Source organism: Streptomyces sp. 1-11 (genome assembly GCF_007176755.1).
Taxonomy (GTDB): domain Bacteria; phylum Actinomycetota; class Actinomycetes; order Streptomycetales; family Streptomycetaceae; genus Streptomyces.
Genome location: NZ_BJTV01000020.1, coordinates 64,178 through 88,248 on the forward strand (window position 1 = coordinate 64,178; position 24,071 = coordinate 88,248).

Below are 24,071 nucleotides of genomic sequence, written 5' to 3' on the forward strand. Positions count from 1 at the left end.
CCCGGCGCAGTCTGTCCGCATCAGGACACCGGCGCCCAGGAGGCCGAAGCCATGGCACACGAACACCACAGCCACCACCGCCCGCACCAGGGCCATCACCACGGCGACGACGCCGACTGGGGTGCGCTGGCCGCGATGCTGGAGGCGGAGGCCGAGGTGTCCACGCCCGCGTACGCCCAGGCGCTGGCCTGGCTGAGCGAGGACATGACCGAACCCGGGCTGGTCGTCGACGCGGGCAGCGGGCCCGGGGTGATCTCCGGTCTGTTCGCGCAGACGTTCCCCGGGGCCCGGGTGGTCGCCGTCGACAGCTCCGAGCCGCTGCTGGAGCGCGCCCGGGACCGCGCCGCCCGCCTCGGCCACGGCGACCGGTTCGGCACCCTGGCCGGTGAACTCCCCGGCGTGCTGCGAGAGCTCGACCGGCCGGCCGACCTGCTGTGGGCGAGCCGCAGCCTGCACCACCTCGGCGACCAGCGGGCCGCGCTCACCGAGTTCGCCGAACGGCTCGCGCCGGGCGGCACCCTGGCCATCCTGGAGGGAGGACTGGCCGCCCGTTACCTGCCCCGCGACATCGGCTTCGGCCGCCCCGGGCTGCAGGCGCGTATCGACGCCGCGCAGCAGGACCGGTTCGCCGCGATGCGCGCCGGGCTGCCGGGCGCCGTCGCCGAGACGGAGGACTGGCCCGCCCTGCTGGCCGCCGCCGGCCTGAAGCACACCGGCACCCGCAGCTTCCTGCTCGACCTGCCCGCCCCGGTCCCGGACCAGGTCCGTGCCCATGTCGCCGACGTCCTCACCCGGACCCGGGACATCCTTGCCGACGCCCTCGACGCCGACGACCGCGCCACCCTCGACCGCCTCCTCGACCCGGCCGACGACCGCGGCGTCCACCACCGCCCGGACCTGTTCGTGCTGGCGGCCCACACCGTGCACCGGGCGGTCCGGCCGGTCTAGAGACTCCCGTCCGGATCATGCCGTTCTCGCTGATCCGGCCCGATCCGAACGGAAGACCCCCGCTCGTCCGCCGCCGGACGCGGCACGCCACCCGGCGTCACCGACGGCCCGGCCCCGGAGACGGGGCTTGACCTGGAGAGCGCTCCAAGTGATGGACTCCCCGCGTTCACCGACATCCGAGGGGGAAACCATGAACGACTCTCCGGTCGCGCTCATCACCGGCGGCGGCAGCGGGATAGGCGCCGCGGTGGCCCGGCGCCTGCTGGACGCCGGGTACCGGGTCACCGTCACCGGGCGCGGCGAGCGGCGGCTGCGGGACTTCGCCGGCGCCCTGGGCGACCCCGCCGGCCTGCTGACGGCCGCCGGTGACGCGGCCTCCTACGACGACGTGCGCGGCGCGGTCGACCGCACGCTGGCGGAGTTCGGCCGGCTGGACACGGTCGTCTCCAACGCCGGTTCCGCCACCCACGACTCCGTCGCCGACGGCGACCCGGCCGGCTGGCCCGAGATGGTCCTCACCAACGTCCTCGGCCCCGCCCTGCTCATCCGCGCCTCCGTCGACGCGCTGAAGGAGACCGGTGGCCGGATCGTCCTCATCGGCAGCGTGGCCGGTTTCGTGCCCACGCCCGGCAACCTCTACGGCGCCACGAAGTGCGCGGTCACCGGGCTCGCCGAGAACACCCGGCGCCAGGTCACGGAGTTCGGCGTCGGGGTCACGCTGGTCGCGCCCGGCCGGGTCGAGACGCCCTTCTGGGACAGCTACGGCAGCCTGCCCCCGGGGCGTCTGCTGACCGCGGAGCAGATCGCCGACTCCGTCGTCTGGGCGATCCGGCAGCCGGCCGGGGTCGACGTCAACACCGTCGTCGTACGCCCGCTCGGACAGCCCAACTGATCCGCGACGAGAACCAGTTGGGCTGGTCGGTGGTGCGGGTCAGTTGTTCTGCAGGAACTGCCTGGCCAGCTGGTCCCCGAGGGTGACGGCCGCGCTGTGGCTCTCGATGGGGGAGACCTTGGAGTTCTTGAACAGGATGTACGTCACGCCGGAGTCGGCTCCGCCGGTCGCCGGGTCGGGGTCGATGCCGAGCGCCTTGGCGGTCGCGTACGAGGCCTCGCCGATGATCCCGGTGGGGCCGGTGTCCCCGACGACGGCGTACTCGACCTTGCCGCCGTAGACGACGGCGACCACGCCGCCGCCCTTGATGCCGGCGCCGGAGTAGTTCCAGATGCTGCTGGAACTGGGCACCACGACATAGGGCAGGGACTCCGCCTTCAAGGGCTTGCCGTCGGACTGGTGGAACGCGGTGTCGTCCTGGTACCAGGGGTCGCGGTCCTCGTTGCAGTTGGCGGTGCGCTGGCCGTCGCAGTCGATGTCCATGTCGGCCTTCCAGAACACCGCGCCGTTCTTGCCGCACACCGGGACCGTCGCCGACGTCTCCTCGTCCGTCCGGTACTTGCCGTTCGAGATCTGGGAGCAGGACGTCACCTTGGCGAGCAGGTCGGCCGCGCTGACGGTGCCCTCCTGGACGGAGGCCGGGGCGCCGGGGGTGGTGTCCGCCGGGTCGCCGGGGCCGGGGCCGGAGGCGTGGGCGGGGAGCACTCCGGCGGCGAGCAGGGCGGCGCCGGAGGCCGCGACGAGGGTCAGTGAACGCAGGCGCACTGTGGGGGACCCTTCTGTTAGGAAAGTTTCCTTACCGGGCGTCCTACAAGGTGGCGCATGCGCATGCCCGCGTCAAGCCTCTGTGCGAGAGTCGGCGTTGTGTTCGGCTTTGCGGGGTTATGCCTCCCACGAAAGACTGAACTCAATCGAGGCGAGAGGCCGGATCTCCACGCGGAGGCGAGATGCCATGTTCGTACGCACCGTTTACGCGACCGGTGACCCCGCGAAGATCGACACGGCGGTCAGAGCCCTGAACTCCGAGGGGCGCGAACTGCTCGAGGAGCGTCCCGGCTACCTCGGGGCCGGCGTCTTCACCGACCGCGAGCTCGGCAAGCTGCTCACGGTGAGCTGGTGGGAATCGGCGGAGGCCCGGAGCAACAGCGACACCGTGATGCGCCGGCGCCGGGAGGCGCTCCTCGAACCGTTCGCGGGCACCCTGGCGGTGGAGAACTTCGAGGCGGCGGTGTACCGCTCGCTGCGGGTGCCGCGCATGGGCGGCGGGCTGCGCGTGTCCCGGGTGGAGTTCGACCCCGCGGACGCCGGCCTGTTCGTGGACACCTTCCGGTCGACCGTCATGCCGCGCTTCGAGACCCTGCCGGGTCTCGCCCGGGCCGCGCTGCTCATCGACCGCGAGCGCGGCCGGGGCCAGGTCGGCGCCCTCTTCGTCGACCGCGCCTCGATGGCGGCCTCGCGGGCCGGTCAGGCGGCGGCCCGGCACGAGGCCGTGGCGAAGGCGCGGGTGAGCGTCGTCGGGCTGGAGGAGTTCGAGGTCGTGCACGCGGACGTGAACCTCGGCTAGGGCCCGTCCGACGATCCGCGTCGGATCAGCCCGCGGCGCGCGGAACGCGGCGGGCGCGGGAAGCCGGCGAAGACGCGCGGAACCGGCAACGACCGTCCGCCCGCCGGACCGGCGGGCGGACGGCCGTGCGCCGTACGGGGGCTCAGCCCACGTCGAAGGTGGCCGGGTCCGGGCCGAGGCGCCGGTCCTCGTTCAGGGCGCTGATGGCCGCGAGGTCCTCGTCGTCCAGATGGAAGTCGAACACCTGGATGTTCTCCTTGATCCGCGACGGCGTCACGGACTTCGGGATCACGACGTTGCCGAGCTGGATGTGCCAGCGCAGCACGACCTGTGCCGGCGTCCGCCCGTGCTTGCGCGCGATGGCGACGATCGCCGGCACCTCCAGCAGGCCCTTGCCCTGGCCCAGCGGCGACCAGGCCTCGGTGGCGATGCCCTGCTCCGCGTGCAGCTCGCGGGCCTGGTGCTGCTGCAGGTGCGGGTGCAGCTCGATCTGGTTGACCGCCGGCACGATGGAGGTCTCCTCGATCAGCCTGCGCAGGTGCTCGGGAAGGAAGTTGGAGACGCCGATCGCCTTCGCCCGGCCGTCGGCGTACAGCTTCTCGAACGCCTTGTAGGTGTCGATGTAGGTGTCCCGGGATGGCAGCGGCCAGTGGATGAGGTACAGGTCCACGTAGTCGAGGCCCAGCTTCTCCAGCGACGCGTCGAACGCCCGCAGCGTGGAGTCGTACCCCTGGTCGCTGTTCCAGAGCTTGGTGGTGACGAAGACGTCCTCACGGGGCAGGCCGGAGGCGGCGATGGCCTTGCCGGTGCCCTCCTCGTTGCCGTAGATCGCCGCGGTGTCGATGCTGCGGTACCCGGCCTCGAGCGCCGTGGCGACGGCCCGCTCGGCCTCGTCGTCCGGCACCTGCCACACGCCGAAGCCCAGCTGGGGCATCTCGGCGCCGTTGTTGAGGATGATCGGGTTGACCTTGCTGCTCACGAGCTCGTTGATCCTTCGGTTGTCGACAGGTGGTGCACCCATCGTCAACGATCACGGGCCCCGATGCATTCCGCACGGCACGATCCGCGCCGGGGAATCCCGGCCGGCGCCGCCCGCCCGCGGCCCCTCAGGCCTGGTACAGGGCCTCGACCTCGCTCGCGTACGCCTTCTCGATCGCCTTGCGCTTCAGCTTCAGCGACGGCGTCAGCAGGCCGTGCTCCTCGGTGAAGGGCTGCGCCAGTATGCGGAACGTGCGGATCGACTCGGCCTGCGAGACCAGGGTGTTGGCGGCCACGACCGCCCGCCGCACCTCCGTCTCCAGGTCCGCGTCGCGCACGAGCTGCGCGGGACTGAGCCGGGGCTTGCCGCGCATCTGCAGCCAGTGCTCGACGGCCTCCTGGTCGAGCGTGACCAGGGCGGCGATGTAGGGCCGGTCGTTGCCGACCACGATGCACTGGTTGACCAGCGGGTGCTCGCGCACCCGCTCCTCCAGCACGCCCGGGGAGACGCTCTTGCCGCCGGAGGTCACCAGGATCTCCTTCTTGCGGCCGGTGATCGTCAGGTAGCCGTCCTCGTCCAGGGCGCCGAGGTCGCCGGTGGCGAGCCAGCCGTCGTGCAGGGTGCCGTCGGTGGCCTTCTGGTTGTTGAGGTAGCCCTGGAACACGTTGCCGCCGTGCAGCCAGACCTCGCCGTCGTCGGCGATGTGCACGGTGACGCCGGGGATGGGCAGGCCCACGGTGCCGTAGCGGGTGCGCTCGGGCGGGTTGGCGGTGGCGGCCGCCGAGGACTCGGTCAGGCCGTAGCCCTCGTAGATCTGCACCCCGGCGCCCGCGAAGAACAGCCCGAGCCGGCGGTCCATCGCGGAGCCGCCGGACATCGCGTTGCGGATGCGGCCGCCCATGGCCGCGCGCACCTTGGAGTACACGAGCTTGTCGAAGAGCTGGTGCTGCATCCGCAGGCCGGCCGACGGGCCGGGTCCGGTGCCCCACGCCTTGGCCTCGACGGCGTCCGCGTACTTCACCGCGACGTCGACGGCCTTCTCGAAGGCCCCGTCCCGGCCCTCCTTCTCCGCCTTGCGCCGGGCCGAGTTGAACACCTTCTCGAAGATGTACGGCACCGCCAGGATGAACGTGGGACGGAAGGCCTGCAGGTCGGGCAGCAGGGCGGCGGCGTGGAGCTGCGGCTGGTGGCCGAGGCGGACCCCGCCGCGGATCGTGGCGACCTCGACCATCCGGCCGAAGACGTGCGCGAGCGGCAGGAACAGCAGGGTGGAGGCCTCGTCGCCCTTCTTGGAGTGGAACACCGGCTCCCAGCGCCGTATGACGGTGTCCGCCTCGTACATCAGGTTGCCGTGGGACAGCACGCAGCCCTTGGGGCGGCCGGTGGTGCCCGAGGTGTAGATGATCGTCGCGACCGACTCCGGGGTGACCGCCTGCCGGTGCCGGTGCACCACCTCGTCGTCCAGGTACGCGCCGGCGTCGTACAGCTCCTGCACACAGCCGGAGTCGAGCTGCCACAGCTCCCGCAGACGCGGCAGCCGGTCGATGACGGTGGCGATGGTCATCGCGTGGTCCTCGTGCTCCACGATCGCCGCCGTGACCTCGGCGTCGTACAGCATCCAGAAGCACTGCTCCGCCGACGACGTCGGGTAGACGGGGACCACCTGCGCGCCGATCGTCCACAGCGCGAAGTCGAACAGGGTCCACTCGTAGCGGGTGCGGGACATGATGGCGATCCGGTCACCGAACCGGATGCCGCGGGCGAGCAGGCCCTTGGCCAGGGCGAGCACCTCGTCGCGGAACTCGGCGGAGGTCACGTCCCGCCACTGCCCGGACTCGTCCTTGCGGCCCAGCGCCGCGTGCGTGGGGTTGTCGAGGGCGTGTTCGAAGACGGCGTCGGCCAGTCCGCCCACCGGCGGCGCCGACGTCAACGGAGGGGTGGTGAACTCGTGCAAACCCGCGCTCCCCGTCCTTGCTCCTCGACTCACGCCCGCGATGCTCCGCTCAGCGCCGTGAAAGCTACCCCACCCGTCAGTCGGGCGGCAGGTGTGCGGAAAGCGAGCAAACCTCGCCTTCCCACCGGCCGACGATCGGAAAATACCCTCACATGGGTAAGGGCCGGACACAATACTGACGGGTCAGTAACTTACGGGAGCGTAATCTCCACCGAATCTGTACGACGCGTCTACGGCCGGCGGGTCCCGTCAGCGCCCGTCGCGCCGGCCCCGGCGCAGCCGGTCGCCGCCCGCGAGGATCGCCGCCGCCAGGGCGTTCGCCGCGGCGTCCGCGGCGCCCCGGCGCCTGCCGTGCGCCAGCACGAAGTCGACCTTGCCCAGCTCCGGCAGGGCCGGGCGCTCCGGCAGCCGGAACAGGCCCGGCGGGATCAGCCGCCTGGAGTGGGCCATGACCCCGAGACCGGCACGGGCCGCGGCGATCAGGCCGTTGAGGCTGCCGCTGGTGCACACGATCCGCCACTCGCGGCCCCGCGCCTCCAGCGCCTCCAGGGCGCGGGCCCGGGTGATGCCCGGCGGAGGGTAGACGATCAGCGGGACCGGCCGGTCCGGGTCGAGGCGCAGGTGTTCGGAGCCGATCCACACCAGGTCGTCGCGCCACACCAGCTCGCCGCGCGGATCCTCGGGCCGCCGCTTGGCCAGCACCAGGTCCAGCTTGCCGGCCGCGAGCTGCTCGTGCAGCGTGCCGGACAGCTCGACGGTCAGCTCCAGGTCGACCTCGGGGTGGTCGTGCCGGAAGCCCTCCAGGATCTCCGGGAGCCGGGTCAGCACGAAGTCCTCCGAGGCGCCGAAGCGCAGCCGCCCGCGCACCCGGGTGCCGGTGAAGAACGCCGTCGCCTGCTCGTGCACCTCCAGCAGCCGGCGCGCGAAGCCCAGCATGGCCTCGCCGTCCTCGGTCAGCTCCACCGAGTGGGTGTCCCGGGCGAAGAGCTGACGGCCGGCGGCCTCCTCCAGCCGGCGCACGTGCTGGCTGACCGTGGACTGGCGCAGCCCCAGACGCCGGGCCGCCTGCGTGAAGCTCAGCGTCTGCGCCACCGCCAGGAAGGTGCGCAGCTGGGTCGGGTCGTACACGCCCCCAGACTATCCGGGCTCATCACGGTATGCGATGACAGTCAGAGTGGTATGCCGGATTCCCGATCGCGGTGCCGGGGAGGACGATGGAGGGGGACCTTCCGGGTCCCGCGCACCTACCCGACGAACAGCGAGTGGAGCACCGTGAGACGCCCGCACTGGCCGAGCCGGCTGCCGATCGACCCGTACATCGTGCTGCTGATCGGCACGGTCGGGCTCGCGGCGCTCCTCCCGGCCCACGGCACCGGCGCGCACGTCGCCTCAGGGGCGTCCACGGCGGCGATCGCCTTCCTGTTCTTCCTCTACGGCGCCCGGCTCTCCACCCGCGAGGCGATGGACGGCCTGCGCCACTGGCGGCTGCACGTCACCGTGCTCGCCTGCACCTTCGTGGTCTTCCCGCTGCTGGGCCTGGCCGCCCGGGGGCTGGTCCCGCTGCTGCTGACCCAGCCGCTGTACCAGGGGCTGCTGTTCCTGACCCTGGTGCCGTCCACGATCCAGTCGTCGATCGCGTTCACCTCGATCGCCCGCGGCAACGTGCCCGCCGCGATCTGCGCCGGCTCCTTCTCCTCGCTGGTCGGCATCGTCGCCACCCCGCTGCTGGCGGCCGCCCTGCTGGGCAACAGCGGCGGCGGGTTCTCCGCCGACTCGCTGGTCAAGATCGTGCTGCAGCTGCTGGTGCCGTTCGTCGCCGGGCAGGTGCTGCGCCGGTGGATCGGCGCCTTCGTCGCCCGGCACAAGAAGGTCCTCGGCCTGGTCGACCGCGGCTCGATCCTGCTGGTCGTCTACACCGCGTTCAGTGAGGGCGTGACCCAGGGCATCTGGCACCAGGTCAGCGCCGTCCGGCTGGGGGCGCTGCTCGCCGTCGAGGCGGTGATCCTCGCGGTGATGCTGCTGCTGACCTGGTACGGCGCCCGCGCGCTCGGCTTCGGCCGGGGGGACCGGATCGCGATCCAGTTCGCCGGCTCCAAGAAGTCCCTCGCCTCCGGCCTGCCGATGGCGAGCGTCCTGTTCGGCGCCCACGCCTCCCTCGCCGTGCTGCCGCTGATGCTCTTCCACCAGATGCAGCTCATGGTGTGCGCGGTCATCGCCAAGCGGCGCGCCCACGACCCCGAGGCCACCGCGACCCCCACCGGCCCGACCGGGACGCCCCGCCCGACGGCCGACACCGGCGACCGCCGCTGAGCCCTGCGGGGCCGCCGCCGGGTCCGCGCCGCGTTGGGTTCCGGCGCGGGCCCCGCGGGGCCGCGGGTCCCGCGGTCCCGTAGGCCCCGTGAGCGACACGCATGCGTAGGCCCGTTGCGCCGCTAAGGCCGCAGCACCACCTTGCCCAGGTTGCTGCGCGTCGTGATCGCCTCGTGTGCCCTCGCCGCGTCCTCCAGGGCGAACTCCCCGTGCACGGCGGGACGCAGCGTGCCGTCGGAGAACAGCCGCCACAGCTCGCGCCGCCAGCGCTCGTACAGGGCCGGGCGGCCGCGGGCGATCAGCGCCATCTGGAAGCCGATCACCGACTTGGCGCCGACCAGCAGGTCGTACGCCTGGATCGTGCCGCCGCCGGAGCTGTAGGCGACCAGCCGGCCGTGCGGGGCGAGCGCGGCCAGCGCCGGGGCGAGCAGGTCGCCGCCTACCGCGTCCAGCACGCAGTCGTACGGCTCCCCCCACCGCTCGTCCCCGTACCGGACGCAGTCGTCCGCGCCGAGCGAGCGGACGAAGTCCGCCTTCGCCGGGTCGGAGACGGCGCCCACCACCCGCCGCGCGCCCCGCGTCCGCGCCAGCCGCACCGCGAGCTGCCCGACCCCGCTCGCCGCGGCCGTGACCAGCACCGCCTCACCGCGCACCGGGCCCGCCGCGTGCAGCGCGCCCAGGGCCACCAGCCCGCTGCGCACCAGCGCGACCGCCTCGACGAAGCTCGCGCCCGCGGGGACCGGGGAGGCCATCGCCTCGTGCAGCAGGGCGTGGTCGGCGTAGCCGTGGCCGAAGCACAGCCCCGTCACCCGGTCGCCGGCCCGGAAGCGGCTCACCCCCTCGCCCACGGCGACCACCGTGCCGGCGATCTCGCCGCCCAGCGGGACCGGCTCGGCGGCCTCGGCCACCTTGCGGACGACGGGCAGGGTGACGCCGACCGCCGCACAGCGCACCAGCAGTTCACCGGGGCCGGCCACGGGCACCGCCGCCTCCTCGACGAACAGCGGGCCGCCGGCGGACTCGTACCGGACGCGACGCATCGCAGCCTCCAGACACCGGGCACGGCCCGGCGGTCGTTGGGAACACCCACGAAATCGTTGGCGGCCCCAACGGTAGGCGGCTTTCGTTGGGATGTCCAACGGTTCTTGGGTAGAATGCCGTCATGGCCGAAGCACCCCTCCCCGCCATCCGTGCCCTGCCGAGCTGGATCCTCGGCCGGGCCGCCGCCCGCGGCCGCGCCCTGGTCGCCGACGCCCTCGCGGCCGAGGGCATGAAGATGTGGCACCACGTGGTCCTCTCCGCGGTGCGGGACCTGGCCCCCGTCGCCCAGGCCGATCTCGGCCGCGCGGTCGGCCTCGACCCCAAGGACCTGGTCGGCGTACTCAACGACCTGCAGACCGCCGGCCTCGTGCTGCGCGCCCCCGACCCGAAGGACCGGCGCAAGAACGCCGTGTCCCTCACCGAGGACGGCGCCCGCCTGCTCGGCCGCTGCGAGAAGGCGGCCCGTGAGGCCAACGACGAGTTGCTCGCGCCGTTGTCGACGACTGAACGCGATCAGTTCACGGCCCTGTTGATCCGGATTTCCGGCACCGTCGGCTGACGGCGGTTAACGTTCCGTCATGACCGCAGCCCCCGCGCTCGACCCCCGGCGCACCGCCCTCGTCCTCGTCGACCTGATGGACCGCGTCGTCGCGCTGCCCCTGGAACCCCGCAAGGGCACCGAGGTGCTCGCCACCGCCGAGGAACTGGCCGCCGCCTTCCGCGCGGCCGGCGCGACCGTCGTGCTGATCCGGGTCGAACGCCCCGCGGTCGCCGAACAGCCGCCCGGCAGCGCACTGGTGGCCGGACTGCGCCGGGACGGCGACCTCGAGGTGGTCAAGCGCACCGTCGGCGGCTTCCAGGGCACGGACCTCGACGAGCGGCTGCGCGAACGCGGCATCCGCACGCTGGTGTTCGGCGGCATCGCCACCAACCTGGGCGTGGAGTCCACCGCCCGCGCCGCCGCCGACCTCGGCTACGAGCTGGTCTTCGTGGAGGACGCCATGGCCGCGCTCACCGCGCCCGAGCACGAGGCGTCGGTCCGGCTCGACTTCCCGCGGCTGGGCACGGTGGTGCGGGCGCGCGACATCGGTCTCACCGGCGGCTGAGCGGCCGGCCCCCGCCGGGACCCCCGCGGCGAGGGGGCCTGTCGGCAGCGGTCCCGCCGCCGTGCCGCGGGGAACCGGTCAGCGCTGCGCGGCAGCGTCCCGCAGGGCGACGCGGTCCTCGCCCGCGTACACGTTCATCGAGCTGCCCCGCAGGAACCCCACCAGCGTCAGCCCCGTCTCGGCGGCCAGGTCGACGGCCAGCGACGAGGGCGCCGACACGGCCGCGAGCACCGGGATGCCCGCCATCACGGCCTTCTGCGCCAGCTCGAACGAGGCGCGGCCCGAGACCAGCAGGATCGTGCGGGACAGCGGCAGGTCACCGTTCTGCAGCGCACGCCCGACCAGTTTGTCGACCGCGTTGTGCCGGCCCACGTCCTCCCGGACGTCCAGCAGCTCACCGTCCTCGTCGAACAGGGCCGCCGCGTGCAGGCCCCCGGTGCGGTCGAAGACCCGCTGGGCCGCCCGCAGCCGGTCGGGCAGGGCCGCCAGCAGCTCGGGGGTGACGCGGACCGGGGGAGTGTCGGCGATCGGCCAGCGCGCGGTGGTGCGCACGGCGTCCAGGCTGGCCTTGCCGCACAGCCCGCACGAGGAGGACGTGTACACGTTCCGCTCCAGACTGAACTCCGGCAGCGCCACGCCCGGGGCGGTCTTCACGTCCACCACGTTGTACGTGTTCGACCCGTCCGCCGTCGCCCCCGCGCAGTAGACGATGTTCACCAGGTCGGAGTCGGCGGCCAGCACGCCCTCGCTCACCAGGAAGCCCGCCGCGAGCGCGAAGTCGTCGCCCGGGGTGCGCATGGTGATCGCGAGGGGTCTGCCGTTCAGCCGGATCTCCAGCGGTTCCTCGGCGACGAGCGTGTCCGGCCGGGTGGAGACCGCCCCGTCGCGGATGCGGAGGACCTTGCGGCGTTCCGTGACTCGTCCCATGTCCTGATCAGCCCCGGTTCTGTACGTGCTGGCAGCCGAAAACGGCCCTTGATGCGGAGATCGCCGTCGGTCACCGGGTTGCCGTGCGGTGAGGTGACCTCGACGATCTCATTGTCCTGCACATGGAGCGTGGCGTCGCAGCCCACTCCGGTGGGCGTACGACGTCGTCGTCTCGTCCGCGCCGACTCGTCCCAGGTACCCGCCGTCCGCAGATCGAACTCCGGCCGTCCGCAGATCGAACTCCGGCCGTCCGCAGATCGAACTCCGGACTTCGCCTCGAACGACAGCGCCCCGGCCGGGCACACCTCGACGCGGTTCCCGCAGTACACACACCCCGAGTCGGTCAGCGGCGCGTCGTGCCCGGCGGCGGTCGAGCCCGCGCGGCGACCGTTGAGCGCCTCGCGCACACCGTTCACCGCAAACGGTCGACGGCGCGTCTTTCCAACTTCCGGAACGAGTCCTACCGTTCGGCGTCATGAGCAGCCCCCCTGTCGCACCCCCGGGCTGGAGCCGCTGGCTGGTCCCGCCCGCCGCCCTGTCCGTCCACCTGTCCATCGGCCAGGCCTACGCCTGGAGCGTGTTCAAACCGCCGCTCGAGTCCGCACCGCACCTCGACGGCACCCGCAGCGCGCTGCCCTTCCAACTCGCGATCGTGATGCTCGGGCTCTCGGCCGCGTTCGGCGGCACGCTGGTCGAGCGCAACGGGCCGCGCTGGGCGATGACCGTGGCCCTCCTCTGCTTCTCCTCCGGCTTCCTGCTCTCCGCGCTCGGCGCCCAGACGCAGCAGTACTGGCTGATCGTCCTCGGCTACGGCTTCGTCGGCGGGATCGGCCTCGGCATCGGATACATCTCACCCGTGTCCACCCTGATCAAATGGTTCCCGGACCGGCCCGGCATGGCCACCGGCATCGCCATCATGGGCTTCGGCGGCGGCGCGCTGATCGCCTCGCCCTGGTCGGCGCAGATGCTCCAGTCCTTCGGCACCGGCCACTCCGGGATCGCGCTCGCGTTCCTCGTGCACGGACTGTCGTACGCCGTCTTCATGCTGCTCGGCGTGCTGCTCGTGCGCGTGCCCCGCGCCGTGGAACCCGCCGGGGGGCCGGCCGCCGCCGCGGGCGTGCGCGTCTCGGCCCGCGGCGCCGTGCGCACCCCGCAGTTCTGGCTCCTGTGGGTGGTGCTGTGCACGAACGTGACCGCGGGCATCGGCATCCTGGAGAAGGCCGCCCCGATGATCACCGACTTCTTCGCCGACAGCTCCACCCCGGTGTCGGCGTCGGCGGCCGCCGGCTTCGTCGCGCTGCTCTCGGCCGCCAACATGGCCGGCCGGATCGGCTGGTCCTCCGCCTCCGACCGGATCGGCCGCAAGAACATCTACCGCGTCTACCTCGGCGCCGGCGCCGTGATGTACCTGCTGATCGCGCTGTTCGGGGACACCTCCAAGCCGCTGTTCGTCCTGTGCGCGCTGGTGATCCTCTCCTTCTACGGCGGCGGCTTCGCGACGATCCCCGCCTATCTGAAGGACCTCTTCGGCAGCTACCAGGTCGGCGCCATCCACGGCCGGCTGCTCACCGCCTGGTCCACGGCCGGCGTGCTCGGGCCGCTGATCGTCAACTGGATCGCCGACCGGCAGGAGGAGGCCGGGAAGCACGGGTCCTCGCTGTACGGGCTGTCCTTCGGCATCATGATCGGCCTGCTCGTCGTCGGTCTCGCCGCCAACGAACTCGTCCGTCCCGTGCACGTACGCCACCACGTCCCCGCCCAGAGGGAGGCAGCAGATGCCCAGCGACAGCAGCCCGCGTAGCCGGCCGGGCCTGATCCTCCTCGCCTGGCTGTGGGTGGGGGCACCGCTCGCCTACGGGCTGTACGAGCTGGTACGCAAGGCCACGCAGCTGTTCACGGGATGACGGCCCGGGCATCCGAGGGTGTGACGGAAGCCGACAACTCGGATGCCCGAATCCTGTGCCCTCGCCTGCCGCCGTACTCGCCGGTCACTGACCAGACTGATGGATCCCGCCACCCACCGAGGGGATCCCGACATGCACGGCTCGCGCATCGCGGCCATCGGCCACTACCAGCCCGCCAGGGTGCTCACCAACGACGACCTGGCCGGCATGGTCGACACCAGTGACGAGTGGATCCGCGGCCGGGTGGGCATCCGGACCCGGCACATCGCGGGCCCCGACGAACCGGTCGACGAACTCGCCGCGCACGCAGCCGCCAAGGCCCTCGCCGCCGCCGGGCTCGCACCCGGCGACATCGACCTGGTGCTGGTCGCCACCTCCACCGCGATCGACCGCTCCCCGAACACCGCCGCCCGGGTGGCCGCCCGCCTCGGCATCCCGCGGCCCGCCGCCATGGACGTCAACGTCGTCTGCGCCGGGTTCACGCACGCCCTCGCCACCGCCGACCACACGGTGCGGGCGGGCGCTGCGACCCGGGCGCTGGTCATCGGCGCCGACAAGATGTCCGAGGTCACCGACTGGACCGACCGCAGCACCTGCGTGCTGGTCGGTGACGGGGCGGGCGCCGCCGTGGTCGAGGCGTGCGCGCCGGGCCAGGAACCCGGGATCGGGCCGGTGCTGTGGGGGTCGGTGCCGGAGATGGGCAACGCGGTGCGCATCGAGGGCACCCCGCCCCGGTTCGCGCAGGAGGGGCAGAGCGTCTACCGCTGGGCCACCACCCAGCTCCCGCCCATCGCCCGGCGGGCCTGCGAGAAGGCCGGCGTGGACCCCGCCGACCTCGCCGCGGTCGTCCTGCACCAGGCCAACCTGCGCATCATCGAGCCGCTCGCGCGGAAACTGGGCGCGGTGAACGCCGTGGTCGCGCGGGATGTCACCGAGTCCGGCAACACCTCGGCGGCCAGCATCCCGCTCGCCCTGTCCAAGCTGATCGAGCAGGGCGCGGTCCGCAGCGGCGACGCGGCCCTGCTGTTCGGCTTCGGCGGCAACCTGTCGTACGCCGGACAGGTCGTCCGGTGCCCGTGACACGGGCCGGCGCCGGCCCCTCGGGGGAGCGGCTGCCCGGGGACTTATCCGAGTACCGGCTCATGCCCCGACGCGCCGCCTCGCGTGCCGGCGCGCTCACTGTCCGTACGCCCCGGCGGGCGGCTCCCACACGGCTCCCCGCCCGCCGCCCGGCACACGGATACGCAGGTGAAACGCACTCCGAAGTCTTGGTATTGTTGTCCATGTCGCCGCGGGGAACACCCCCGGTCAGGCGGCAGACACCTTGTCCGGGTGGCGGAATGGCAGACGCGCTAGCTTGAGGTGCTAGTGCCCTTTATCGGGCGTGGGGGTTCAAGTCCCCCCTCGGACACTCACCGTGAGAACACGGACGAGAGGGCCACGACCAGTTCGGTCGCGGCCCTCTCGGCGTTCTCGTGTCCAACTGCTCGCGGCGGTGTTCCCGTGTGCGGACGGCCGCGGAGCGGGCGGCCGCCTGTACGCGGCACACGCCCCCGTATCGTTGGCCGCATGAGTCGCTGGAACGAGCTGACCGGAGGCACGTCCGGACAGGACTACGCCGCACGGTTCGAGGCCCTGGTCCGCAGCGGGACGGATGTGGACGGGGAGGCCCGCTTCTGCGCCGCGCTCGTGCCCGCCGGAGCGCGAGTGCTGGACGCCGGGTGCGGCACCGGACGGGTCATGATCCGGCTCGCGGAGCTCGGATACGACTGCGTCGGGGTGGATCTCGACGCGTCGATGCTGGCGGTGGCGCGGGAGCAGGCCCCGGAACTGCCCTGGTTCCAGGCCGATCTGACCAGGTTCGAGCCCGGCCTCCTCGGCATCGCGGCGGAGTTCGACCTCGTGGTCGCCGCGGGCAACGTCTTCCCGTTCCTCACGGCCGGCACCGAGGCCGCGGCGGTCGAGCGCCTGACCGCGGCCCTGCGCCCCGGGGGTCTGTTGGTCGCCGGTTTCGGCCTGGACGAAGCCCACCTGCCCGTGCCGCCCGGCATCACGCTGCCGGAGTACGACGACTGCTGCGCCGCGGCCGGCCTCACCCTCGTCGACCGCTTCGCCACCTGGGACGCGGACCCCTACGACGGCGGCGGCTACGCCGTCAGCGTCCACCGCCGGTAAGGTTCCGCGGGGCCCCCTGAGCAGTCGCGTCCACCGGGCGCCGGTCGGACCCTCGCTCCGAGAACGCGGGCGGGAAGGCCTCGACTGCCGCGGTCGCGGCCCCCGTTGCGCACATGTGCGCGGCCCGCCCAGCCGCTCACCGATCCGCCTCCGGCCCGGCGGTGCCGGCCTGCTGGGCCTCGGGCTGTGCGTACAGGATGTCCCGCGCCTGTTCCGCGGCGCGGGCGAGGCTCTCGCCCACGAAGTCGACGAAGCGGGCGATGTTCTCCAAGCGGGCGGCGGCCGGGGTGTCGGGGCCGAGGAGGGCGACGCCCCGGCGCGCGGTCTCCGCGAGCTCGATGTTGGACCGGGCGGCGGCGATCATTCCCTGGTACCAGACGTCGTTGTCGACTATGTAGCGCTCGCGGCGGCGTTCGTCGCGTTCCCGCCGGATCAGGCCCTGGCTCTCGAGCTGGGCGATGGCCTTGGAGATCGACGCCGGGCTGACCTGGAGGTGCCGGGCGAGTTCCGACGCGGTGAGGCTGCCGGTGTCGTCGGTGTAGAGGCAGGTCAGCACGCGGGACATCATCTTCGGCAGGCCCTGGCGCATCAGCAGGGTGGTGAACGCCTCCTCGTACTCGCGCACCGCCTCCGCGTCCCGCCCGGCTGCCTGCGGGGCCGCCTTCGCATCCCGGGGCGCCGTCGGCCTGCGGCGGTGCGCGCGGTGTTCGGTCGCGCGGTGGGCGAGGTCGGCACGGTAGGCGGTGGGACCGCCGTTGCGCATCACCTCGCGGGTGACGGTCGAGGTCGGACGGTCCAGGCGCCTGGCGATCTCCGCGTAGGCGAGGCCGTCGGCCAGACCCAGCGCGATCTGCTGGCGTTCCTGCTGGGTGAGTCGGCCTCCGGGCATCGCGGTCCCCTCCAAGTTTTTCGTGGCGCCTCCCACTATAGCGTTCACTCATCACTTCATTGCAACGAATGCTACGGGTGACGTTGCGTTAGTCGTGTGACCGTTGCAACGAAATGTGCCCGTTGAACTGGTCTTATTCATCTGCATCGCAACAACGGTGTTGCCGAGTTCATGAACGCAACGTAGCTTTTCCGTTGTTGGAAACGACGGGCCGCACCGGGCCCGCTGCCCTCGCAGAAGGAGCACACCATGCAGAAGTTCGAAACCCCCGCCCCGGTCTCCGCCGTCCTGGACATCCCCGCGGGGCACATCCGGTTCATCGCCGCCGACCGTGCCGACACCACGGTCGAGGTGCTGCCCGCGGACGCCTCCAAGGGGCGCGACGTGAAGGTGGCGGAGCAGACCGAGGTCGCCTACGCGGAAGGCGTCCTGCGGATCGAGGTCCCGGCCGCGAAGAACCGGATCCTCGGCCCGTCCGGGGCCATCGAGGTGACCGTCCAACTGCCCGCCGGTTCCCGGGTCCAGGCGAAGGCGGCACTCGCCGAGCTCCGGGGCGTCGGCCGCCTCGGCGACGTCGTCTTCGAGGGCGCGCAAGGCTCGGTCAAGCTCGACGAGACCGCCGCCGCCCGCCTCACCCTCCAGGCCGGCGACGTCTCGGTCGGCCGTCTGGGCGGCCCCGCCGAGATCAGCACCCAGAAGGGCGACATCACCATCGCCGAGGCCCAGCGCGGCGAGGTGACCCTGCGCACCGAGCACGGCGAGATCACCGTCGGCGCGGCCCGCGGGGTCTCCGCCTCCCTGGACGCCGGCACCGGCTACGGCCGGGTCAGCAACGCGCTGCTGAACGCCGACGGCGCCGCCGCCGGCCTGACCATCCACGCCACCACCGCCTACGGCGACATCACCGCCCGCAGCCTCTGAACCCGTAGACAGCGAACAAGGGGGAACCTCTCATGACCGACCTGGCCATCGCGGCGAACGGGCTGCGCAAGTCCTACGGCGACAAGACCGTCCTGGACGGCGTCGACCTGGCCGTACCGCAGGGGACGATCTTCTCCCTGCTCGGCCCGAACGGCGCCGGCAAGACCACCGCCGTCAACATCCTCTCCACGCTGATCTCACCCGACCCCGCCAGCGGCCCCGTCCGCGTCGGCGGTCACGACCTCGCCGCCGACGGACAGGCCGTGCGCGCCGAGATCGGGGTCACCGGGCAGTTCTCCGCCGTCGACGGCCTGATCACCGGCGAGGAGAACATGCTCCTCATGGCCGACCTGAACCACCTCACCCGGCGCGAGGGGCGCCGGGTGACCGCCGAACTGCTGGAGCGCTTCGACCTCACCGACGCCGCGAAGAAGCCCGCCTCCACCTACTCCGGCGGGATGAAGCGCCGCCTCGACATCGCCATGACCCTGGTCGGCAGCCCGCGCATCATCTTCCTCGACGAGCCCACCACCGGCCTCGACCCGCGTTCCCGGCACAACATGTGGCGGATCATCCGGGAGCTCGTCACCGGCGGCGTCACCGTCTTCCTCACCACCCAGTACCTGGAGGAGGCCGACGAACTCGCCGACCGCATCGCCGTCCTGCACGGCGGGAAGATCGCCGCCCAGGGCACCGCCGACGAACTCAAGCGCATCGTCCCCGGCGGCCACGTACGGCTCCGCTTCACCGACCCCGCCGCCTACCAGAGCGCCGCCACCGCACTGCGCGACGTCACCCGGGACGACCAGGCCCTCGCCCTGCACATCCCGAGCGACGGCAGCCAGCGCGAACTGCGCGCCGTCCTCGACCGGTTGGACGCGGCCGGCATCGAGGCCGACGAACTCACCGTGCACACCCCCGACCTCGACGACGTCTTCTTCGCCCTCACCGGCGGCGCCGGCATTCCGAACCAGTCCAAGGAGAACGCCCGATGAGCACCCTCGCCCTCGCCCTGCGCGACTCCTCCACCATGCTGCGCCGCAACCTCCTGCACGCCCGGCGCTACCCCTCCCTCACCCTCAACCTCCTGCTCACGCCGATCATGCTGCTGCTCCTGTTCGTCTACATCTTCGGCGACACCATGAGCGCGGGCATCGGCGGCGGCAGACCGGACCGCTCCGCCTACGTCGCCTTCGTCGTCCCCGGCCTGCTGCTGATGACCATCGGCAGCACCGTCGTCGGCACCGCGGTCTCCGTCTGCAACGACATGACCGAGGGCATCATCGCCCGCTTCCGCACCATGGCGATCCACCGCGGCTCGGTCATCATCGGCCATGTCATCGGCAGCGTCCTGCAGTCCGTGATCAGCGTCGTCCTCGTCGGCGCCGTCGCCGTCGCCATCGGCTTCCGCTCCACCGACGCCACCCTCTGGGAATGGCTCGCGGCGTTCGGACTGCTCGCGCTCTTCGCCACCGCGCTCACCTGGATCGCCGTCGGCATGGGCCTGATCAGCCCCAACGCCGAGGCGGCCGGCAACAACGCCATGCCCCTGATCCTGCTCCCGCTGCTGTCCAGCACCTTCGTCCCCATCGACGCCATGCCCGGCTGGTTCCAGCCGATCGCCCGGTACCAGCCGTTCACCCCCGCCATCGAGACCCTACGAGGCCTCCTCCTCGGCACCGAGATCGGTGACAACGGCTGGCTCGCCATCGCCTGGTGCCTGGCCCTCACCGTCCTCGGCTACCTCTGGTCCACCAAGAGGTTCAACCACGACCCCAGGTGACCCCCCATGCCGGCGCGGCCCACCCCGCGACCCGTCCCACCCCCGGGGCGAGCGCACACCGACAACTGTCGGAGTGCGCCGCCCCGTTCGTTCGCACCCATGACACCTCCGCCCTTTCACACACGCGACGCGACGAAGCAGGGAGGATGGCCGCCATGACGGATGAAGGCTCCTCCATCGACCGCACGAGGCCGAGCATCGCCCGCGTCTACGACTACCTGCTCGGCGGCAGCGACAACTACGCCGTGGACCGGGAGGTCGGCGACGTGTTCAAGCGTGACCTGCCTGGTTCGGTGGCGATCGCCTTCGCCAACCGGGCGGCGCTCGGACGGGCGGTCGCGGAGATCGTGACGACGACAGGCGTGCGGCAGTTCATCGACCTGGGCAGTGGTCTGCCGACCGCCGACAACGTCCACCAGATCGCGCAACGGCACGCGCCGGAGTCACGGGTCGTCTACGTCGACAACGACCCCCAGGTGCTGGTCCACGGACGAGCGCTGCTGGCGGAGAACGACCGGACCCGGGTCGTCGCCGGCGACGTACGCGACCCCGAGCACGTCCGTGCCCACCCGGAGACCCTGGAGCTGATCGACTTCGAGCGCCCCGTCGCCGTCGTCCTCAGCGCCGTCCTCCACCACATGAACGACGAGGAGGCCCCGGCCGGCATCGTCCGCTACTGGCGCGACCAGGTACCGCCGGGCAGCTACTTCTTCCTCAGCCACTTCCGCTCCGGTGACAACCCGGAGACCGCGGAGGCCGAGGGGATCCTCCAGCGGACCTTCGGCCGCGGCCGGTGGCGCACCGACGAGGAGATCGAAGCCCTGCTGGACGGCCTGGAGATCCTCGACCCCGGCATCGTTCCGGCGCCGCTGTGGCGCCCGGACGCGGCAGGCGGTCCGGGGCTGAGCGGCGGCGAGCAGGGAGTCACCGTCTGGGAGCGACTCATCGCGGCGGGACTGGCGCGGAAGGCGGGTTAGGCGGTGACGCCGGGTCCGCCCGAGCCCCCCGCACCGAATATTCGCTACTCGCCGCCCAGCCCTTTTCCTAGACTCGACATGCACCGCGCGCCGCATCGACACATCGGCGGCGCGCTATGCCCGTCCACCGAACCGTGATCACCGAGGGGAGCCCGGCCGTGCGTGACCGTACCGCCGTCGTCGTTCCCCCGTCGCGGTCCGAGGTGATCCTGGTGTCCTCGGCCGTCCGGTGCCCGCTGCGCGCCCGGCACCGGATGCCCGCGACGAGCCGCTGACCAACTCGGCCTTATCCAGTACGAGTTCTCGGTCAGCCGGGTCTCCTCGTCCCGGGAATCGCGCTGCCCCTTTCCTGATCCGCAGAAAGGCCACGGGCCGTGCGCACCAACCTCAGCACCCTCGCCGTCGTCCGCAACCTCGGCATCCTCGCCCACGTCGACGCCGGCAAGACCACCGTCACCGAGCGCATCCTGTTCACCACGGGCACCACCCACAAGCGCGGCGAGGTGCACGACGGCACCACCGTCACCGACTTCGACCCGCAGGAGCGCGACCGCGGCATCACCATCTTCGCCGCCGCCGTGAGCTGTGCCTGGGACGGTCACCGCGTCAACCTCATCGACACTCCAGGCCACGTCGACTTCGCCGACGAGGTCGAGCGGTCGCTGCGCGTCCTCGACGGGGCGATCGCCGTGTTCGACGCCGTCGCCGGGGTCGAGCCGCAGAGCGAGTCGGTGTGGCGGCAGGCCGACCGGCACGGCGTCCCGCGGATCGCCTTCGTCAACAAGCTCGACCGCGCCGGTGCGGACCTTGACCGGGCCGTGGACTCGATCCGGGAGCGGCTCCATCCGGCCCCGCTCGTCGTCCAGTTGCCGATCGGGGCGGAGGACGGCTTCACCGGTGTGGTGAATTTGGTGCGGATGCGCTCCCTGGTGTGGGCCGACGGCGAGAGCGGGCCGGTGGAGGGGCCGGTACCAGAAGCGCTGCGCGAGGAGGCGCTGCGCCGGCGCCGTGCGCTGGAGGAGGCGGTCGCGGAACTGCACCCGGCCGCGCTGGAGGAGTTCTGCGACCTCGGCACGCTCCACGCCGGCACCCTCGCCGCCGCGCTGCGCGACCTCACCCGCACCGGTGACGGCGTGGTCGTCCTGTGCGGCTCCGCCTACCGCAACCGCGGGATCGAACCGCTGCTGGACGCGGTGGTGGCCTACCTGCCGTCGCCGCTGGACGTGCCCGCCGTACGCGGTGTGCACGAGGGCGCCGAGCAGCGGCGGGCCGCCGATCCCGAAGCGCCGTTCGCCGCCCTCGCGTTCAAGGTGAACGCGGGCGGCACCGGCCGCCTCACCTACGTACGCGTCTACTCGGGCGCCGTCGAGAAGGGAGACACCCTGTGGGACCCGGGCACCGGCCGCACCGAGCGCGTGGCGCGGATCCTCAGGGTCATGGCGGACCGGCACGCCGGCCTGGACCGGGCGGTCGCCGGCGACATCGTCGCGCTGGCGGGACTCAAGTGGGCGCGGCCCGGCTCGACCCTGTGCGATCCCGGTGCCCCGCTGCTGCTGGAACCCGCCGTGGCCGCCGATCCGGTGGTCTCCGTGGCCGTGGAGGCGCGGCGCGCCACGGACACCGGAAGGCTGGCGGCGGCGCTGGCGCGACTGGCGGAGGAGGACCCCTCGCTGGTGGTGCGCACCGACGGCGAGACCGGGCAGACGGTGCTGTCCGGGATGGGTGAACTGCACCTGGAGGTGGCGGTGGAGAAGATCCGGCGCGACGGCGGGCCCGAGGTCACGGTGGGCCGTCCGAGGGTCGCGCACCGGGAGACCGTCGTGCGCGGCGTGCGCGGGCATGTGCACCGGCACGTCAAACAGGACGGCGGTGCGGGCCAGTTCGCCCATGTCGTCCTGGACGTCGAGCCGCTCGGCAGTGAAGTGGGCGCCACCGGTTTCGAGTTCCGGTCCGCCGTCGTCGGCGGGCGGGTGCCGCGGGAGTACGTGCGCGCGGTGGAGGCCGGCTGCCGGGACGCCCTGGCCGAGGGGCCGCTCGGCGGGCACCCGGTGACCGGGCTGCGGGTCACCCTGACCGACGGCTCCACCCATGTGAAGGACTCCTCCGAGGCGGCGTTCCGCACCGCCGGCCGGCTGGGGCTGCGCGCGGCGCTGAGCGCCTGTGCGACGGCCGTGCTGGAACCGGTCGCCGAGATCACCGTCACCGTGCCCGAGGACGCGGTCGGCGGCGTCCTCGGCGACCTCGCGGCACGGCGCGGCCGGGTCACCGGATCCGACGCGCGGGGCGGCGCGGCGGTGCTCACCGCCACCGTGCCGCTGGCCGAGCTGTTCGGCTACGCGACCCGCCTGCGCAGCCGCACCCAGGGCCGCGGCACCTTCACCACCCGGCCGGCCGGATACGCACCGGCACCGGCGCCGGCACCGGACAGGGTGACGGTCCAGGGCCGGTAGACGCCCGGGCCGGACGGCGCCAGAGCCCCGAGCCGCACCCGGGCCGCACGGCGCCCGAGCCGTATGGCAGCCGAGCCCCGAGCCGCACCCGGGCCGCACCACGCGCGACGGACACGCGTGGTGCGGCCTGCCCGGCGGCGGCGAAGGACCTGGTACGGCGGCCCACCCGAACGCGCAATCACCCGTGCCGGGCGATGCGGCCGCCGTGCGCGCCGGATGAAGTGGAGGACGGACACCCCTGGCCCGGCTGCCCGGAAGGGAAGGCGTGAGACGCGGATGACCGAGGACACGGCACGAGGCCCGGCACACGGCACGAGGCGGGACACGCGACCAGGCTCGACGCGCCACGGCCGCGACCCGGTACGAGGGGCGTGAGCCATGTGCCGCTGGCTCGCCTACTCCGGAACGCCCCTGGTCCTCGAAGAGGTGCTGTACCGGCCGAAACACTCCCTGATCGACCAGAGCCTGCACGCCAAGATGGGCGTCGAGACGACCAACGGCGACGGCTTCGGCATCGGCTGGTACCAGGAGCACGCGCGTACGCCCGCCGTGTTCCACGACGTGGGCCCGGCCTGGAGCAACCGGAACCTGCGGGAGATCGCGGGACACGTCCGCGCACCGCTGTTCTTCGCACACGTGCGGGCGTCCACCGGTACGCCGGTCCAACAGACCAACTGCCACCCCTTCCGTCACGACCGCTGGATCTGGATGCACAACGGCGCCATCGCCGGCTTCCCCGTACTGCGCCGGCCCCTCCTCCTCGCCGTCGATCCGGCCTTCTTCCCGTCGATCGAGGGCAGCACGGACTCCGAGGTGATGTTCTACCTCGCCCTCACGTTCGGCCTGGCCGACGACCCGGCCGGCGGTGTCGCCCGCATGGCCGGGTTCGTCGAGAAGCTCGCCCGGGAGCACGGGGTCGCGTCACCGTTGCAGATGACGATCGCGGTGGCCGACGGGCGGGACGTCCTGGCCTTCCGGTACGCCAGTGCGGGCACGCCGAGGTCGCTCTACTACAGCAGCAGGGTGGAGGACCTGCGGGCGCTGCACCCGGACACCGACTTCCTGCGTGGCGTGTCCGACGAGACCCGCCTGGTGGTGTCGGAGCCCCTGGGCGACCTGCCCGGCGCCTGGAACGAGGTGCCGGCGAACAGCTACGGAGTCGTCCGGGAAGGCCACGACCGCCTTCGGGAGTTCCGGCCCGAGATGCCCTGACGGCCATCCGCGCCGTACGCGTGCCACGCGCACCTGTCC

23 protein-coding genes, 1 tRNA gene and 1 pseudogene are annotated in these 24,071 nt (G+C 72.5%); 17 read left to right on the forward strand and 8 right to left on the reverse strand.

What is annotated here, in order from left to right; translation table 11 throughout:
- The first annotated feature begins 51 nt into the window (after positions 1–51).
- Together TNCT1_RS31445 and TNCT1_RS31450 are read left to right on the forward strand one after the other, a co-directional pair.
- Positions 52–948: a trans-aconitate 2-methyltransferase gene (locus TNCT1_RS31445; RefSeq protein ID WP_143638911.1), complete on the forward strand. Its 897-nt coding sequence runs from the start codon at positions 52–54 to the stop codon at positions 946–948.
- A gap of 190 nt (positions 949–1,138) precedes the next feature.
- A complete protein-coding gene (locus TNCT1_RS31450) occupies positions 1,139–1,840 on the forward strand; it encodes an SDR family oxidoreductase (protein WP_143638914.1) in 702 nt (233 codons plus the stop codon).
- Between the two features lie 39 nt (positions 1,841–1,879).
- Here TNCT1_RS31450 and TNCT1_RS31455 read toward each other — a convergent pair whose 3' ends face one another.
- Positions 1,880–2,605: a glycoside hydrolase family 75 protein gene (locus TNCT1_RS31455; protein WP_143638917.1), complete on the reverse strand. Its 726-nt coding sequence runs from the start codon at positions 2,603–2,605 to the stop codon at positions 1,880–1,882.
- A gap of 187 nt (positions 2,606–2,792) precedes the next feature.
- On the opposite strand from TNCT1_RS31455, the gene TNCT1_RS31460 reads away from it, so the two are divergent.
- Positions 2,793–3,404, forward strand: coding sequence for an antibiotic biosynthesis monooxygenase (locus tag TNCT1_RS31460; RefSeq protein WP_143638920.1), 612 nt, complete (start codon positions 2,793–2,795; stop codon positions 3,402–3,404).
- A 142-nt stretch (positions 3,405–3,546) separates the two neighbouring features.
- Here TNCT1_RS31460 and TNCT1_RS31465 read toward each other — a convergent pair whose 3' ends face one another.
- The 3 genes from TNCT1_RS31465 to TNCT1_RS31475 form a co-directional block, all read right to left on the reverse strand.
- Positions 3,547–4,383: an aldo/keto reductase gene (locus tag TNCT1_RS31465; RefSeq protein ID WP_143638922.1), complete on the reverse strand. Its 837-nt coding sequence runs from the start codon at positions 4,381–4,383 to the stop codon at positions 3,547–3,549.
- Positions 4,384–4,510: 127 nt separating this feature from the next.
- Positions 4,511–6,337 (reverse strand): long-chain fatty acid--CoA ligase, encoded by a 1,827-nt coding sequence (locus TNCT1_RS31470; RefSeq protein WP_143638924.1) that lies wholly within the window; start codon positions 6,335–6,337, stop codon positions 4,511–4,513.
- 249 nt (positions 6,338–6,586) lie between these two features.
- A complete protein-coding gene (locus TNCT1_RS31475) occupies positions 6,587–7,465 on the reverse strand; it encodes a LysR substrate-binding domain-containing protein (RefSeq protein ID WP_143638926.1) in 879 nt (292 codons plus the stop codon).
- 144 nt (positions 7,466–7,609) lie between these two features.
- Between TNCT1_RS31475 and TNCT1_RS31480 the strand changes: the two genes are divergently transcribed.
- Positions 7,610–8,647, forward strand: a complete 1,038-nt coding sequence (locus TNCT1_RS31480; RefSeq protein ID WP_143638928.1) for a bile acid:sodium symporter family protein — start codon at positions 7,610–7,612, stop codon at positions 8,645–8,647.
- Positions 8,648–8,769: 122 nt separating this feature from the next.
- Here TNCT1_RS31480 and TNCT1_RS31485 read toward each other — a convergent pair whose 3' ends face one another.
- Entirely contained in the window at positions 8,770–9,687 is a 918-nt protein-coding gene (locus TNCT1_RS31485) for a zinc-binding dehydrogenase (protein ID WP_143638930.1), read from the reverse strand.
- Positions 9,688–9,809: 122 nt separating this feature from the next.
- Here TNCT1_RS31485 and TNCT1_RS31490 point away from each other — a divergent pair, with 122 nt between their 5' ends.
- Positions 9,810–10,247, forward strand: a complete 438-nt coding sequence (locus TNCT1_RS31490; RefSeq protein WP_143638932.1) for a MarR family winged helix-turn-helix transcriptional regulator — start codon at positions 9,810–9,812, stop codon at positions 10,245–10,247.
- Positions 10,248–10,266: 19 nt separating this feature from the next.
- Positions 10,267–10,794, forward strand: coding sequence for an isochorismatase family protein (locus TNCT1_RS31495; protein ID WP_143638934.1), 528 nt, complete (start codon positions 10,267–10,269; stop codon positions 10,792–10,794).
- Positions 10,795–10,872: 78 nt separating this feature from the next.
- Here the strand turns inward: TNCT1_RS31495 and fdhD are convergent, their stop codons facing one another.
- Positions 10,873–11,721, reverse strand: coding sequence for a formate dehydrogenase accessory sulfurtransferase FdhD (gene fdhD / locus TNCT1_RS31500; protein WP_143638936.1), 849 nt, complete (start codon positions 11,719–11,721; stop codon positions 10,873–10,875).
- 7 nt (positions 11,722–11,728) lie between these two features.
- Positions 11,729–12,077: pseudogene (locus TNCT1_RS36495) on the reverse strand (hypothetical protein); the annotation flags it as partial.
- Positions 12,078–12,196: 119 nt separating this feature from the next.
- Here TNCT1_RS36495 and TNCT1_RS31510 point away from each other — a divergent pair.
- The 5 genes from TNCT1_RS31510 (at position 12,197) to TNCT1_RS31525 (ending at position 15,800) form a co-directional block, all read left to right on the forward strand.
- Positions 12,197–13,522 carry an OFA family MFS transporter gene (locus tag TNCT1_RS31510; protein ID WP_143638938.1) on the forward strand — a complete coding sequence of 442 codons (1,326 nt, stop codon included), beginning with the start codon at positions 12,197–12,199 and terminating at the stop codon, positions 13,520–13,522.
- Positions 13,497–13,625, forward strand: coding sequence for a hypothetical protein (locus TNCT1_RS36745; RefSeq protein ID WP_268894188.1), 129 nt, complete (start codon positions 13,497–13,499; stop codon positions 13,623–13,625). Before TNCT1_RS31510 ends, TNCT1_RS36745 begins: the two co-directional genes overlap by 26 nt.
- A 132-nt stretch (positions 13,626–13,757) precedes the next feature.
- Positions 13,758–14,705 (forward strand): beta-ketoacyl-ACP synthase III, encoded by a 948-nt coding sequence (locus tag TNCT1_RS31515; RefSeq protein ID WP_143638940.1) that lies wholly within the window; start codon positions 13,758–13,760, stop codon positions 14,703–14,705.
- 246 nt (positions 14,706–14,951) lie between these two features.
- A tRNA-Leu gene (locus TNCT1_RS31520) sits at positions 14,952–15,036 on the forward strand.
- Positions 15,037–15,194: 158 nt separating this feature from the next.
- Positions 15,195–15,800, forward strand: coding sequence for a bifunctional 2-polyprenyl-6-hydroxyphenol methylase/3-demethylubiquinol 3-O-methyltransferase UbiG (locus tag TNCT1_RS31525; protein WP_143638942.1), 606 nt, complete (start codon positions 15,195–15,197; stop codon positions 15,798–15,800).
- Between the two features lie 136 nt (positions 15,801–15,936).
- Here TNCT1_RS31525 and TNCT1_RS31530 read toward each other — a convergent pair whose 3' ends face one another.
- Entirely contained in the window at positions 15,937–16,689 is a 753-nt protein-coding gene (locus tag TNCT1_RS31530) for a helix-turn-helix domain-containing protein (protein ID WP_143638944.1), read from the reverse strand.
- 249 nt (positions 16,690–16,938) lie between these two features.
- Here TNCT1_RS31530 and TNCT1_RS31535 point away from each other — a divergent pair, with 249 nt between their 5' ends.
- From TNCT1_RS31535 to TNCT1_RS31560, 6 genes are all read left to right on the forward strand, one after another.
- Positions 16,939–17,610, forward strand: a complete 672-nt coding sequence (locus TNCT1_RS31535; RefSeq protein WP_143638946.1) for a DUF4097 family beta strand repeat-containing protein — start codon at positions 16,939–16,941, stop codon at positions 17,608–17,610.
- A 32-nt stretch (positions 17,611–17,642) separates the two neighbouring features.
- A complete protein-coding gene (locus tag TNCT1_RS31540; RefSeq protein ID WP_143638948.1) occupies positions 17,643–18,605 on the forward strand; it encodes an ATP-binding cassette domain-containing protein in 963 nt (320 codons plus the stop codon).
- Positions 18,602–19,393 (forward strand): ABC transporter permease, encoded by a 792-nt coding sequence (locus TNCT1_RS31545; protein WP_143638950.1) that lies wholly within the window; start codon positions 18,602–18,604, stop codon positions 19,391–19,393. The genes TNCT1_RS31540 and TNCT1_RS31545 overlap by 4 nt, the downstream gene beginning before the upstream one ends.
- Positions 19,394–19,548: 155 nt before the next feature.
- Positions 19,549–20,370: an SAM-dependent methyltransferase gene (locus TNCT1_RS31550; protein WP_143638952.1), complete on the forward strand. Its 822-nt coding sequence runs from the start codon at positions 19,549–19,551 to the stop codon at positions 20,368–20,370.
- A 374-nt stretch (positions 20,371–20,744) separates the two neighbouring features.
- A complete protein-coding gene (gene fusA, locus TNCT1_RS31555; RefSeq protein WP_143638954.1) occupies positions 20,745–22,820 on the forward strand; it encodes an elongation factor G in 2,076 nt (691 codons plus the stop codon).
- Positions 22,821–23,198: 378 nt separating this feature from the next.
- Positions 23,199–24,032 (forward strand): class II glutamine amidotransferase, encoded by an 834-nt coding sequence (locus TNCT1_RS31560; protein WP_143638956.1) that lies wholly within the window; start codon positions 23,199–23,201, stop codon positions 24,030–24,032.
- The last annotated feature ends 39 nt before the right edge of the window (positions 24,033–24,071 follow it).

Excerpts from the sequence above, each read along its gene's own strand:
- TNCT1_RS31485 (WP_143638930.1), bottom strand. The coding sequence starts at position 9,687 with ATGCGTCGCGTCCGGTACGAGTCCGCCGGCGGCCCGCTGTTCGTCGAG.
- TNCT1_RS31445 (WP_143638911.1), top strand. The coding sequence starts at position 52 with ATGGCACACGAACACCACAGCCACCACCGCCCGCACCAGGGCCATCAC.
- TNCT1_RS31530 (WP_143638944.1), bottom strand. The coding sequence starts at position 16,689 with ATGCCCGGAGGCCGACTCACCCAGCAGGAACGCCAGCAGATCGCGCTG.
- TNCT1_RS31550 (WP_143638952.1), top strand. The coding sequence starts at position 19,549 with ATGACGGATGAAGGCTCCTCCATCGACCGCACGAGGCCGAGCATCGCC.
- TNCT1_RS31540 (WP_143638948.1), top strand. The coding sequence starts at position 17,643 with ATGACCGACCTGGCCATCGCGGCGAACGGGCTGCGCAAGTCCTACGGC.
- TNCT1_RS31515 (WP_143638940.1), top strand. The coding sequence starts at position 13,758 with ATGCACGGCTCGCGCATCGCGGCCATCGGCCACTACCAGCCCGCCAGG.
- TNCT1_RS31495 (WP_143638934.1), top strand. The coding sequence starts at position 10,267 with ATGACCGCAGCCCCCGCGCTCGACCCCCGGCGCACCGCCCTCGTCCTC.
- TNCT1_RS31450 (WP_143638914.1), top strand. The coding sequence starts at position 1,139 with ATGAACGACTCTCCGGTCGCGCTCATCACCGGCGGCGGCAGCGGGATA.
- TNCT1_RS31460 (WP_143638920.1), top strand. The coding sequence starts at position 2,793 with ATGTTCGTACGCACCGTTTACGCGACCGGTGACCCCGCGAAGATCGAC.
- TNCT1_RS31510 (WP_143638938.1), top strand. The coding sequence starts at position 12,197 with ATGAGCAGCCCCCCTGTCGCACCCCCGGGCTGGAGCCGCTGGCTGGTC.
- TNCT1_RS36745 (WP_268894188.1), top strand. The coding sequence starts at position 13,497 with ATGCCCAGCGACAGCAGCCCGCGTAGCCGGCCGGGCCTGATCCTCCTC.
- fdhD (WP_143638936.1), bottom strand. The coding sequence starts at position 11,721 with ATGGGACGAGTCACGGAACGCCGCAAGGTCCTCCGCATCCGCGACGGG.
- TNCT1_RS31525 (WP_143638942.1), top strand. The coding sequence starts at position 15,195 with ATGAGTCGCTGGAACGAGCTGACCGGAGGCACGTCCGGACAGGACTAC.
- TNCT1_RS31535 (WP_143638946.1), top strand. The coding sequence starts at position 16,939 with ATGCAGAAGTTCGAAACCCCCGCCCCGGTCTCCGCCGTCCTGGACATC.
- TNCT1_RS31490 (WP_143638932.1), top strand. The coding sequence starts at position 9,810 with ATGGCCGAAGCACCCCTCCCCGCCATCCGTGCCCTGCCGAGCTGGATC.
- TNCT1_RS31560 (WP_143638956.1), top strand. The coding sequence starts at position 23,199 with ATGTGCCGCTGGCTCGCCTACTCCGGAACGCCCCTGGTCCTCGAAGAG.
- TNCT1_RS31545 (WP_143638950.1), top strand. The coding sequence starts at position 18,602 with ATGAGCACCCTCGCCCTCGCCCTGCGCGACTCCTCCACCATGCTGCGC.